Here is a 12,896-nt window from a genome sequence, read left to right as displayed (position 1 = left end):
GGTGTTCTCCGAAAAGAGTGTTAAAAATTGCCGAAGCGTGACCGGGTTGCGTACACAATAACAACCAACAGATCATTCAGATAGGAGCGAAGAAATTCCGTGCAGACGAATATCTCACCCACATCCACACAAGAGACGGTTCAGATTAAAGTTGAGGATGACCGCACTGGTATGAGTAAAGAAACGCTCAAACGAGCGTTTGCGGATAACTTGTTCTATCTCCAAGGAAAATATCAAGCCTGGGCTACTCCCTACGATTACTATATGGCCTTGGCCTATACGGTGCGCGATCGCCTGCTGCATCGTTTCATTAAAACCATGAGTACCTACTTTGAACAAAATGTCAAAGTGGTGTGTTATCTGTCCGCCGAATTCCTCATGGGTCGTCACCTGGCCAATAATTTAGTCAACTTAGGGATTTATGAAGATATCCAAGAAGTCGTAGCCTCGGCTGGACTGAATCTAGACGACCTGCTAGAACAAGAACATGACCCCGGTTTAGGAAATGGGGGTTTAGGTCGCTTGGCCGCTTGTTTCTTAGACTCCCTCGCCACTTTAGAAGTCCCGGCCATTGGCTACGGCATCCGCTATGAATTCGGCATTTTTCACCAAGAAATCCGCGACGGATGGCAAGCGGAAATTCCTGATAAATGGTTACGCTTTGGCAATCCTTGGGAAATTCCCCACTTAGAGGCCTCGGTGCAAGTGAAATTCGGCGGCCACACCGAAACCTATCGGGATGACAAAGGCCGTAAACGAGTAACCTGGGTTGCAGAGCGCACGGTGACGGCGATTCCCTACGATACCCCAGTTCCGGGCTACAATACCAACACGGTGAACCCCTTGCGTCTGTGGCGCGCTGAAGCGGGGGAAGAACAGGATTTTAATTTTGATGCCTTTAATGCTGGGGATTATGACGGTGCTGTTGCCAGCAAAATGTCCTCAGAAACCATTTCTAAAGTTTTATATCCCAACGATAACACCCCCCAAGGTCGTCAATTACGCTTAGAGCAGCAATATTTCTTTGTTTCGGCTTCTCTGCAAGATATGATTCGCAATCATTTGCGGATTCATCCCAGTTTAGAAAATTTCCATGAACATTTTGCCGTTCAATTAAACGATACTCACCCAGCCGTTAGTATTGCGGAATTGATGCGCTTATTAATTGATGAACATGGCATGGACTGGGATAAAGCTTGGTATATTACCCAGAAAACTTTTGCTTATACCAACCATACTTTATTGCCGGAAGCGTTAGAAAAATGGGCGGTGGATTTATTCGGCAGTTTACTGCCGCGCCATTTGGAAATTATCTATGAGATCAATTTCCGCTTTTTGGAAGATATAAAAACCTGGTTCCCTAAACAGCCTGAGTTATTGGGTCATTTATCCATCATTGCCGAGTACCCAGAAAAATCTGTGCGGATGGCGCATTTAGCCTGTATTGGCAGTCATGCTATTAATGGGGTGGCGGCGCTACATACCCAACTGTTACAAAGTGACACGCTAAAACATTTTGCGGCACTGTGGCCGGAGAAGTTTATTAACAAAACCAATGGGGTTACGCCTCGCCGTTGGATTTTATTATGTAATCGGCGTTTGGCGAATCTGATCACGGAAAAAATTGGGGAGGATTGGCTTAAGGATCTTTCCCAAATGCGCAAGCTGGAGGCCTACTTAAATGATCAGGAGTTCCGTCGTCGTTGGCGGGAGATTAAGTACGCGAATAAGCAAGATTTAGCGTCTTACATTTGGAAACATAATGACATTGAAGTTGACCCTAATTCAATGTTTGATGTGCAGGTGAAACGGATGCACGAATACAAGCGGCAGTTGTTAGATGTGCTGCATATTGTGGCGTTGTATAACCGCATTAAGAAGAATCCTAATGTGAGTATTACGCCGCGCACGTTTATTTTTGGTGGCAAGGCGGCACCGGGTTATTTTATGGCCAAGTTGGTGATTAAGTTAATCAACTCGGTGGCGGAGATTGTCAATAAAGATCCTGATGTGCGGGGTCGTTTAAAGGTGGTCTTTTTAGCGAATTTTAATGTTTCTTTGGGTGAGAAAATTTACCCGGCGGCGGATTTGTCGGAACAAATTTCCACCGCGGGGAAAGAGGCCTCTGGGACGGGAAACATGAAGTTTGCGATGAATGGCGCGATTACGATTGGGACGCTGGATGGTGCGAATATTGAAATCCGCGAGGAAGCCGGGGAGGAGAATTTCTTCCTGTTTGGTTTGACGGCAGAAGAGGTCGCGGTTATGAAGGCGAAGTCTTACAATCCCATGTATTATTACCTGACGAATCCTGATTTGAAGGCGGTGTTAGATCGTATTTCTTCGGGGTATTTCTCCCACGGGAATCAGGAGATGTTTAAGCCGTTAGTTGATTCGTTGTTGTATGACGATCAGTATATGTTGCTGGCGGATTTTCAGGCCTATGTGGATTGTCAGCATGAGGTAGGTCAAGCCTACGCGGATCAAGAACGCTGGACTACGATGTCTATTCTCAATTCAACGCGTATGGGTAAGTTTTCGAGCGATCGCACTATTCGCGAATATGTGACGGAAATCTGGAAAGCTAAACCTGTGAAGATTGAGTTAGAGGAGTATAGTCAGGAAAAGGCGGGTCTTCGTGTTCATTCTTAAGGGTCATGGCTCATCCATCGGTAAATGGCGAACCATAAGTGGGGAGTCATCCCTAATAGTTTATGTAGGGCTTGCTGAATAAGTCCGAGAGTTGGGTAGTCGGGAGTCAGGAATAGGGAATTGGGAGTCGGGAAAAGGCAATAGTCAAGAGTTTTAGCTATTCACTATTCCCCTGCCCCCCTCTCCCCTGCTTCCTTGTTGGGTCTAGCATCTAGTTTTATTTAGCAGACCCTACATAAAACCGTAGAGGGAATTCATGAATTCCCTCTACGATATGGGTTAAATTTTCCCCTATTAGGATGGCTATAGTTCATCAACTCAAGGATTCGCGCATTTCTCGATAACACCAACGAACTAAAACCGCACCAATTACGAGTTTAGCCAATTCTAAACCCCAATAGCCAAACTGCATCGCAACCATGGTGTTCGAGAGAGAACTAACTCCAGAATCAAACAGATTGAGATGTAAGCCGAAACCGCTCATTTGGGGGGTCAAAATGTAGGTATAAATGAGAGCAATCGTTAACAAAACCCCAGAGAGAATTAAAGAGCCTCGGTCAATCAATTTTGAGAGATGATGGTGATAAAAATGTAACACTAAAAAACAAGTTGTAATTAATCCAGCACAGAGCAATTCTAGTCGGTTAAAAATTCCGAAGACTAGATAACCCGCACCGATAAATCCCTCTTGTGCCATCATGCCAGAAGCATATAAACTAGGAAGAATTACAAAGTCAATAACGACACTGCTACTGAGCCAAAAGCCTAGAGTTGCTAGGACAACTAGCTGCCAGTTCAGGGGCTTAGACCATTGATTGGAGTATGAAGCCATGTTTCCCTGTAGAACTCATCACCTTTAGCTTAACGAATTTTAGGGGGTAAAAATATCAAAAAACATTACAATTTTGACGTTAGGTGACGCGGGATCATGAGGATTTATATGGATTGATGAACTAACTTAAAGAAATGTAAAAAATACTTGCAAATTGAATTCATTTGAGTTCTATCCTGTGACCGAATAATCAAGCCTAGAGAAAAGACTCTGTGTTGTGTTTACGTCTTTTTGCCCTCAATTCTTCCCTTGCTACGCTCCATGTTTGACTGTTCTGCTTGTGATTTAACTTCTGCTCTGTCTCCCCTCCTTTTCCATCGGCAAACCCTTGACCTGCTGTTAGCAGAACTGTTAGAGGGTTTACAGATGGCACCTGTGCCTAGCCAAATCTGGCTAAAATGTGGGGAGTTGAGGACTTGGCAGGGAAGGGTTCGACAGTATCAGGAACAAGTGGGGAGTCCGACAGAGGTTTATTGTTGTTGGGAAAAGGGAATGGGGGAAGACTGGGGGGAGATGATTCCCTTTCAGGTGGGGGATACAAGGGCGAGTGATAGTTTTGTGGTCATTCAGTCTCCGGTGGTGGTGATGGTGTTGGTGGTGCAACCGAAACCGTCGCAAAGCAGCTATTTTCAAGGGTGGTGTAGTTTTGATCCTCAAGTGGCGATCGCCATGTTGCAAGAAATTCAACAACATCTGGTAATTTCCGACGACACCCCCAAAGATTTGTTAGTGGAAATGGTGCCGGAATCCCTCCCCCCTCCCCCCTCCCCTTGGTTAACGGCTTTGTGGCTGAATACCTTACAATCTCTTGAGTTAAGCCATACCCTCACCCCCCAATCCCCCCCAAGAGATGGCGAAGATGTCGGGGTCACTCAACTGTTGCAACAGGTGTTAGGGGAACTGAGTCCCCCCCTCACGCGGATGAAAACAGCGCTGGGATTACTCAACTCTCCCCAACTCAAACCCTCCCAACGAGAGCGTTATTTAATTTTGTTACAGCAAGAGTGCGATCGCCAACAATCTCTCATTAAAGGGGTTCGTTCCCTACTCGAATTAGATCAACCCCCCTCAGAAACCCCACCCCCCCACTTATACATTGAGCAAATTCTCCCCGGCATTGTTAGCACCTACCAACCTCTGGCCATGGAACAGGGAATTCAACTGGGTTATACCATTCCTGTGGGTTTACCCCCCATTCACTGTCCTGAAGCGTGGTTTCGTTCCATCGTCTGGCATTTACTCAACAATAGTTTACAATACACCCCCCCTCAAGGTAGAGTATACGTCCTAGCCTCTTTACAAGGGGAATATATTCAACTCGCCTTTGAAGATACTGGAATTGGCATCGCTTCCCATCATCTACCCAAAATTTTTGACAGTTTTTATCGCGGAAATCCCGATCTCCACAGCCACAAAATGGGCGTGGGTTTGGGTTTGACCATCGTACAACGTCTGTTAATTCGCTGCGGGGGGTCTATTTCAGTCCAAAGTCAGTTAAAGCAAGGTTCGACCTTTAAAGTATTATTTCCTTGTGCGAAAAGTGCCACCCCTTAAAATCTTGGGATCACTTTACCTGTTCTTAAAAATGGATTGTTACAATCTTCTAGCGGGTATAAGCGCGCTCTTCGGTGAGCCATGACCTAGACGGAACTATGAGAACTGTTATTTTGTCCAGTGCGGAGACATCTTTATGACTGTAAACAATGAACTGATTGATCAACCTCAAGCCTTTAGTGACAGTACATCCGTTATTGATGTAGAAGATTGGAACGTCTATTATGGCGATTTCCACGCCTTAAAAAGTATTTTCTTAAAAGTCCCCAAAAACAAAGTAACCGCTTTTATTGGCCCGTCTGGTTGTGGAAAAAGTACCCTCTTGCGCTGTTTTAACCGTTTAAACGATTTAATCCCCAGTTTCCACGCTACAGGACGTATGACCTATCATGGTCAGGATCTCTACGGTTCCAACGTGGACGCGGTACAGGTGCGTCGTAACATTGGGATGGTATTCCAGAAACCCAATCCCTTCCCCAAATCCATCTATGACAATATCGCCTATGGGGTGCGGGTGAATGGAATTAAAGGGGATATGGATGAAATTGTGGAGCAGTCCCTACGCCGAGCGGCCTTATGGGATGAGGTGAAAGACAAGCTGAAACAAAACGGTACCGCCATTTCTGGGGGACAACAACAACGGCTTTGTATTGCGCGCGCGATCGCGGTTCAGCCCGATGTCGTCCTAATGGATGAACCCTGTGCCTCCCTTGACCCCATTTCCACCCTCAAAATTGAAGAACTGATCCACCAACTCAAAGAAAACTACACCATTATCATCGTCACCCACAATATGCAGCAAGCCTCACGGGTGGCAGATTTAACCGCCTTCTTCAATGTGCGGGTCGTCAATGACAAACGTCAAGGCTATTTAGCCGAAGTAGACCGCACCGAGATTATTTTCCAGAATCCCAAGGAAGAAGCTACTCAGCAATATGTGAGTGGTCGTTTCGGTTAATCTTGACCCCAAGGGGGTAGGGAACAGGGGGGCAGGGGAGAGGTTGATTACTGTTCCCTTTTGCCGATTCCCGATTCCCGATTCCTGACACCCCGACTTATTCAACAAGCCTTAATTAGGGTCTGCTGTTCACTTCGTGACGCTTCGCGTTCACTTCGTGACGCTTCGCGAACGCGAAGCGTTGCGTAGCAATATATCCCTCCAAGCAGTGTTACTAGGACTTTCGATTGGGAGCGACAAAGTGCAAGGTTTTAGTGATAAAGAATCAAAAAGGCTTGCCTTTTTCCGATTCCCCCTGTTCCTTCCCGTTCCCTGTTTTCCACCCAGAGTAGAGTTATTCAGTAAGCCCTAATTAGAACTATGAATTAAACGCTCTTGATTATGGCGTTTATTCCAGTCGCGGATGGCTTCCGCAAGACGGGCTTTTTCTGAACGGGGTGGGGTAGGGCTATCCTGTGGAGTCTTGCGGGGGGTGACTTGGGCATTCATGCACTGATTTAGGTCGTTTTGGGGGGACATTCTCTCTAAATCTCGTAAGACTTCCTGCACACTTTGATAGCGTTCGGCTAAGGAAGGTTTGAGGATTTTCTCTAAAATCCGAGCAAAGGGACGACTTAATTCTATGCGGTCTTGCCATTTTAACTCCCCAGTGGCGCGATCGCTCTTAAAATCCAAGGGCGCTTTCCCCGTCAGCAAATACAAACACGTCACCCCTAAAGCGTAAATATCACTAGCATAAACCGGACGCAGGGCAAATTGTTCAGGGGGTGCAAAACCCACTGTTCCCACAAAATGCGTCGTCACCCCCTTAGAAGAATTATCAATCTGCATTAATTCTTGTTTCACCGCCCCAAAATCAATCAACACCAAACGACGATCTTGAGCCAGAATAATATTTTGCGGTTTAACGTCTCGGTGAATAACCCCCTGTTGATGGACATAATCCAATAACAGGAGTGTCTCCCGCAAAATCCGCTTGACAATCACCTCCGACTGGCACCCCTGCCGACGGACTAAACGGGCTAAAGTAGCCCCCCGGATATACTCTTGAACTAAATAGAAATCCTCCCCGACGACAAAATAATCCAAGAGACAGGGAATCTGGGAATGACTACCGAGGGCGGCTAAGGTTTTAGCTTCTCGTTGAAAGCGCCGACGTGCCGTTTCTAGGGCTTTTGCTTCACTCACTCGCGGACAAAGTTGTTTGATCACACAGAAGGGTTTCGCGGGTAAACGTAAATCCCGGGCTAAAAACGTAACCCCAAAACCCCCACGACCCAGCATTCTTAAGACTAGGTAGCGATCGCGAAACAGTTGTTTTGTTCCGCACAGTTGACCAAGTTCCGTGTCTCGGAAGACATCATTATGAAACTGCGATAAATTCGAGGGAGGAAAAGACATAATTGCTTTAAGTAGAGAAACAGTAAGCCTCTATAGGATCTAGTCTAGGCCAATATTTATGGGCTGTTGAGTTTTATTACACTCAGCAACATAGATGTTTCGGATGGTTTCCTTGTTTTTGAGCAAAATTGACCAAAACTTTAAATTTCTGCGCCTTATTTCGGCGAGTAGGAGAAATCAATTATAGTGGAGGGAATGTGAAATTTACGGGACACTCCAGCAAGGGGTATAACTTTATGACTGTAGAATTGCAACAAGCTTTAGCTCAACATCGCGCCCTGAAAGTCATTAGCGGATTACAGAATTTTGATCCGGAGCGTGTGGCCGCTGTGGTCAAAGCCGCAACCCTCGGCGGTGCGACTTTTGTTGATATCGCCGCCGACCCAGAATTAGTAAAAATGGTTAAAGGGTTGACAAATCTCCCCATTTGTGTATCTGCCGTTGAACCCGCTAAATTTGTGCAAGCCGTGGAAGCGGGGGCGGATTTAATTGAAATCGGTAATTTTGATAGTTTTTATGCCCAAGGGCGGCGGTTTGAAGCCCCCGAAGTTCTGGAACTGACCCGACAAACCCGCGCTGTATTGCCCCAGATTCTGTTATCTGTCACCGTTCCCCACATTCTGGAGTTAGATCAACAGGTGGCACTGGCTGAGGAGTTGGTGGCGGCTGGGGCGGATATTATTCAAACGGAAGGCGGCACAAGCAGTCAACCCCGGCATCCGGGGGTTTTGGGGTTAATTGAAAAAGCGGCGCCCACTTTAGCGGCGGCGGCCTCGATTTCTAAAGCGGTATCGGTTCCGGTGTTGTGTGCGTCGGGTTTATCGGATGTGACGGTTCCTATGGCGATCGCCGCCGGAGCCTCTGGGGTGGGGGTTGGTTCGGCCATTAACCAACTCAATGATCCTGTGGCAATGGTGGCCGCCGTTCGTCGTCTGGTGGACGCATTAGGCACTGTTCAGCTTGTTGTTTATTAGGGAACAGGGAACAGGGAACAGGGAACGGGGAACAGGGGGATGGGGAATAGGGAATAGGGAACAGGGAATAGGGAATAGGGAATAGGGAAAGGGAACAGGGAATAGGTACTCATTATAAACTCTCTCCCTCTCTCCCCGACTCCCGACTCCCGACTCCCGACTCCCGACTCCCGACTCCCGACTCCCGACTCCCGACTCCCGACTCCCGACTCCCCCTCCCCCCTCCCCCCTCCCCCCTCCCCGTTCCCTTACCAAAACAAACAAAAAACAAAACCTAACCGGGGAATTACTAAACCCGAATCCCCAATCTGGTAAAATCATTGAGGCTTCTATCACTTTGATCAATGGGATCGACACGCGAAAGAATTGCTGTAGACGCGATGGGGGGCGATCATGCCCCCGGCGAAATCGTGGCGGGTGCTGTGCGCGCCGCCGAAGAATTAGATGTTGAGGTCTTGCTAGTCGGCGACCCGGAACAGATTCAAGTGCAATTGGATCTACATGGTCACTCCAAAAATCTCGAAATTGTCGAGGCGGAGGATGCGATCGCCATGGACGAAGAAGCAACGGGAGTCCGTCGGAAACCCAAGGCTTCGATCAATGTGGCGATGGATTTAGTCAAACAGAATCGCGCCGATGCGGTAATTTCTGCGGGACATTCTGGGGCAGTGATGGCGGCCGCCCTGCTGCGTCTGGGTCGCATTAAGGGCATTGACCGCCCGGCGATTGGTGCCGTCTTCCCCACCCTCTTGGCCGGAAAGTCGGTGATTATTCTGGATGTGGGGGCCAATGTAGACTGTCGTCCGAAGTACCTCGAACAGTTTGCTCTCATGGGAACGATTTACAGTAAGTATGTGATGGGGGTGGAAAATCCTCAAATCGGCTTGCTGAATATCGGCGAGGAATCCTGCAAGGGCAATGATTTAGCCCTGAAAACCTACGAACTCCTGACGAAAAATCCCGCGATTCCCTTTATTGGCAATGCGGAAGGTCGAGATGTGTTGTCGGGCCGTTTTGATGTGATTGTCTGTGATGGTTTTGTGGGCAATGTGTTGTTAAAGTTTGCCGAAGCCATTGGGGGGGTACTGTTACAAACCATGCGGGAAGAACTGCCCCAAGGTTTGAATGGACAACTGGCGATGGGGTTACTCAAACCCAATTTAAAACGCCTGAAACAACGGATTGACCACGCCGAATATGGCGGGGCGTTGTTGTTTGGGGTGGATGGGGTTTGCATCATCGGACATGGAAGTTCTCAGGCGCCTTCGGTGTTTAATGCCATTCGACTGGCGAAGGAAGCGATTAGTAATGATGTTTCTGAGCGGATTCGGGATTACTATAGCAAAGGGGTAAAAGCGGGGCAAACCCTTTAAGGCGCAAGCTTGAGCAGAGCGCAAAAGAATGAGCAATTGTATGGAGGTCGCAAGATTTTGAGTAATACAGGGGCGGGGATTGTGGTTATTGGAAGCGGTTCAGCAGCACCGACGACCCTCCTCAATAATGACCAGTTGAGTCAAGTGGTAGAGACTTCTGATGAATGGATTGCGACTCGCACCGGGATTCGGGCGCGTCGTCTGGTGGGGCCGGAGGGGTCTTTAAGTGCGATCGCCTCCCAAGCCGCCCAACAAGCCATCACGATGGCCGGACTCACTGCCCAAGATATTGATTTAATCGTTTTGGCGACCTCCACCCCCGATGATTTATTTGGGACGGCGGGGAAGATTCAAGGGGAAATCGGCGCAACGCGAGCCGTGGCGTTTGATTTGACAGCCGCTTGTTCGGGGTTTGTCTTTGGTTTAGTGACAGTTGCCCAGTTTTTGCGGACGGGGGTTTATCGCAATGCGGTATTAATTGGGGCCGATGTCCTCTCCCGTTGGGTGGACTGGTCAGACCGGGGAACTTGTGTATTATTTGGCGATGGGGCGGGCGCTGTGGTGTTGCAAAGAACGGAAGAGCGCGATCGCCTGTTAGGATTCGAGTTGTGTAGTGATGGCAGCCTAAATCATACCCTTAACCTAGCCTATCAAGGAACCGCCCATCCCCTCACCTCTGATGTCACCATTAGTCAGGGGCAGTATCAACCTATTACGATGAATGGCCGGGAAATCTACCGTTTTGCCGTGGCTAAGGTGCCAGAGGTGATTTCTAAGTCCCTCTTCCGGGCCCAGTTAACGGTGGAGGATTTAGATTGGTTATTACTCCATCAAGCCAATCAGCGCATTATGGATGCGGTCGCCCAACGACTCAAACTTCCCCCGGAAAAGGTGTTAAGCAACCTAGCGAAGTATGGCAACACCTCGGCCGCCTCGATTCCCTTAGCCCTGGATGAAGCGGTACGAGAGGGGAAAGTGAAGGCCGGGGATAAAATTGCGATCGCCGGATTTGGGGCGGGCTTAAATTGGGGCGCGGCCATCATCGAGTGGGGTCTAGTTTAACGCCCCCAAATGAACTCAGGATTTTTTCGCCTGTATTGCGAGACGTGCAGGGCAAAATCCCCCACGACCCAACCCAATCACTGTTAGCCCAACCCGGTTAACAGTTTTTCTGAGTCAATCCCCATTTTTTTTACAGCAATGTTGCGTTGAAAGCCCCATCCCCTTGTGGGTGGGGAGCTTCAAAACAGTTTATCCATTTATTCTTGAGCAAAAAATGACTAAAACCGCATGGATTTTTCCCGGACAAGGCTCACAAAAACTCGGCATGGCCGAAGACTTAGCCGACCTGCCCCAAGCGCAATCCTACTTTGAAAAAGCCGAAAAAATCTTAGGCTGGTCTGTCCTTGACCTCTGCCAACAAGACGAAACCCAACTGAATCAAACCCTCTACACTCAACCCTGTTTATACGTCATTGAATCCATCCTCGCCGACCTCCTCACCCAACAAGGTCAAACCCCCCAAATGGTCGCCGGACACAGTTTAGGTGAATACGTCGCCCTCTACGCCGCCCGCGTCTTTGACTTCGCCACAGGTCTAGAATTAGTCCAACGCCGCGCCACCCTCATGGATGCCACAGCCGGAGGAAAAATGGTCGCCCTGATTGGCTTTAAACGTGAAGAATTGCAACAAGAACTTGACAAAAATTCTGATGTTGTGTTAGCCAATGACAACAGCGACGCACAAGTAGTGATTTCCGGGACCCCCAGCGCCGTTGACGAACTGCTAACCCACATCAAAGCCAAGCGCGCTCTCCCGTTGAATGTATCTGGAGCCTTCCACTCCCCCTTAATGGCAAGCGCCGCCGCCGAATTCCAAACCGCCCTAGATGGGGTTTCCTTCAGTGAGGCAACCGTTCCGGTGTTATCCAATGTTAACCCAACCCCTAGCACCAGTAGCGAAGAACTGAAAAGCCGCCTAGTGCAGCAGATGACAGGTTCTGTGCGTTGGCGGGAAATTATGGCACAAATGGCCAGGGAAGGGGTAGAACAGGTGATTGAAATTGGACCCGGGCAGGTTTTAACAGGTTTGTTCAAACGGGGTTACTCTCAAATCAGCCGGGTCAATGTGAGCCGTTTTGCGGATCTGAAAAGTGTTGTAGAGTAGAAGGGAGAAAGTAGGGAATCAGCAGTTAGCCAAACGCCAAAACGAATCAAGCTCTGTTCCCGATTGCCCTAATTATCAATTCTCAATCTATTTTTCTTACAAGCGGATGATGTTTTATGGCCAAGCGACTTCCTTTTGATTCTTCCGAAATCATGACCCGTGCTGATGAACTGATGAATGCCGCCTCCAATCGTTATCGGATTACGGTACAAGTGGCCAATCGGGCAAAACGCCGCCGTTATGAAGATTTTGAGAGTATGGACGACCCCATGATGAAACCCGTCATTCGGGCTGTGATTGAAATGTCCGATGAGTTAACCCAACCGGAGATTATTGGGGACTAAGATTGTAGAGTCGTGGTGAGTGGAGGAAATCCAGTTGATGGGTCGAATGCAGAAATTAATCAGACAATTTGCCCTTGTCTTTACAATCACCCTAGCCTTAGTGGTGAGTGCTTCCCTGTGGTTTTCTCCCTCCCCCCTACAAGCGCAGTTTGTGCGGCCCGATGTCACCTCACAGGAGGTTTATTCCTTACTGCCCAACTTCCCGCGAGAGAATCAATATGTGCGGTTAGAAACGGGGCAAGTAGACCCGAATAATACCCTGCTGTTCCGTTTAATTTCCTACCATACAGTGATTAAAAATCGTCCAGTTCGCTATCGACTGGATTGGAAACTAACCTTAGCAGATTATTTAGGGGTGAATGAACGGATTGTGCCGGACACTTACCCCGGTAATAGAACTTTACAGGAAAATCCTCTAGAAGGCGATCGCGCAGCCATTAACCAATTAAACCGCAGAGAGCGCCAGGCCTTAATTAACGCCCTCTTACAAGTCTTCAATCCCCAAGCCCTCCAACCCCAACCCCCCCTAAGACCTCGCCCCCAAAGCCCCCCCTCAGACCTTCCGGCCCCCACCTCTCCCCGTCGTCCTTCCCTTCCCCCTCCCGGTGGTGCAGACCTACTCCGCTAGAATCCCCCCCACA

12 protein-coding genes are annotated in these 12,896 nt (G+C 48.4%); 9 read left to right on the top strand and 3 right to left on the bottom strand.

Going from position 1 to position 12,896, the window contains the following annotated elements; translation table 11 throughout:
• The first annotated feature begins 99 nt into the window (after positions 1-99).
• Positions 100-2,652, top strand: a complete 2,553-nt coding sequence (locus tag SPI9445_RS0107075) for a glycogen/starch/alpha-glucan phosphorylase (RefSeq protein WP_420329762.1) — start codon at positions 100-102, stop codon at positions 2,650-2,652.
• Positions 2,653-2,965: 313 nt separating this feature from the next.
• Here the strand turns inward: SPI9445_RS0107075 and SPI9445_RS0107070 are convergent, their stop codons facing one another.
• Positions 2,966-3,484: a DUF4149 domain-containing protein gene (locus tag SPI9445_RS0107070; protein WP_017304039.1), complete on the bottom strand. Its 519-nt coding sequence runs from the start codon at positions 3,482-3,484 to the stop codon at positions 2,966-2,968.
• 261 nt (positions 3,485-3,745) lie between these two features.
• Between SPI9445_RS0107070 and SPI9445_RS24690 the strand changes: the two genes are divergently transcribed.
• Together SPI9445_RS24690 and pstB are read left to right on the top strand one after the other, a co-directional pair.
• Entirely contained in the window at positions 3,746-5,038 is a 1,293-nt protein-coding gene (locus SPI9445_RS24690) for a sensor histidine kinase (RefSeq protein WP_017304038.1), read from the top strand.
• Positions 5,039-5,174: 136 nt separating this feature from the next.
• On the top strand, positions 5,175-5,996 hold the full coding sequence (gene pstB, locus SPI9445_RS0107060) for a phosphate ABC transporter ATP-binding protein PstB (protein WP_017304037.1): 822 nt from the start codon (positions 5,175-5,177) through the stop codon (positions 5,994-5,996).
• Between the two features lie 348 nt (positions 5,997-6,344).
• On the opposite strand, the gene SPI9445_RS0107055 is transcribed toward pstB, so the two are convergent.
• Positions 6,345-7,397 carry a serine/threonine-protein kinase gene (locus SPI9445_RS0107055; protein ID WP_017304036.1) on the bottom strand — a complete coding sequence of 351 codons (1,053 nt, stop codon included), beginning with the start codon at positions 7,395-7,397 and terminating at the stop codon, positions 6,345-6,347.
• 236 nt (positions 7,398-7,633) lie between these two features.
• Here SPI9445_RS0107055 and SPI9445_RS0107050 point away from each other — a divergent pair, with 236 nt between their 5' ends.
• Positions 7,634-8,371, top strand: coding sequence for a DUF561 domain-containing protein (locus tag SPI9445_RS0107050; RefSeq protein WP_026079594.1), 738 nt, complete (start codon positions 7,634-7,636; stop codon positions 8,369-8,371).
• Positions 8,372-8,483: 112 nt separating this feature from the next.
• Here the strand turns inward: SPI9445_RS0107050 and SPI9445_RS30375 are convergent, their stop codons facing one another.
• Positions 8,484-8,642, bottom strand: coding sequence for a hypothetical protein (locus SPI9445_RS30375; RefSeq protein WP_017304033.1), 159 nt, complete (start codon positions 8,640-8,642; stop codon positions 8,484-8,486).
• A gap of 73 nt (positions 8,643-8,715) precedes the next feature.
• Between SPI9445_RS30375 and plsX the strand changes: the two genes are divergently transcribed.
• From plsX to SPI9445_RS0107015, 5 genes are all read left to right on the top strand, one after another.
• Complete coding sequence (gene plsX / locus SPI9445_RS24680; protein WP_033373982.1) at positions 8,716-9,744, top strand: phosphate acyltransferase PlsX; 1,029 nt, start codon at positions 8,716-8,718, stop codon at positions 9,742-9,744.
• A gap of 57 nt (positions 9,745-9,801) precedes the next feature.
• On the top strand, positions 9,802-10,806 hold the full coding sequence (locus SPI9445_RS0107030; RefSeq protein WP_026079593.1) for a beta-ketoacyl-ACP synthase 3: 1,005 nt from the start codon (positions 9,802-9,804) through the stop codon (positions 10,804-10,806).
• 214 nt (positions 10,807-11,020) lie between these two features.
• Positions 11,021-11,911, top strand: a complete 891-nt coding sequence (gene fabD / locus SPI9445_RS0107025; RefSeq protein ID WP_017304030.1) for an ACP S-malonyltransferase — start codon at positions 11,021-11,023, stop codon at positions 11,909-11,911.
• Positions 11,912-12,027: 116 nt separating this feature from the next.
• Complete coding sequence (locus SPI9445_RS0107020) at positions 12,028-12,255, top strand: DNA-directed RNA polymerase subunit omega (RefSeq protein WP_017304029.1); 228 nt, start codon at positions 12,028-12,030, stop codon at positions 12,253-12,255.
• Positions 12,256-12,301: 46 nt separating this feature from the next.
• Positions 12,302-12,883: a hypothetical protein gene (locus SPI9445_RS0107015; RefSeq protein WP_202803650.1), complete on the top strand. Its 582-nt coding sequence runs from the start codon at positions 12,302-12,304 to the stop codon at positions 12,881-12,883.
• Positions 12,884-12,896 lie beyond the last annotated feature (13 nt).

The sequence above is a fragment of the Spirulina subsalsa PCC 9445 genome (assembly GCF_000314005.1).
Lineage (GTDB): Bacteria > Cyanobacteriota > Cyanobacteriia > Cyanobacteriales > Spirulinaceae > Spirulina_A > Spirulina_A subsalsa.
Note: the sequence above shows the minus strand (reverse complement) of the source record. Positions and strands in the feature narration are given on the sequence as shown.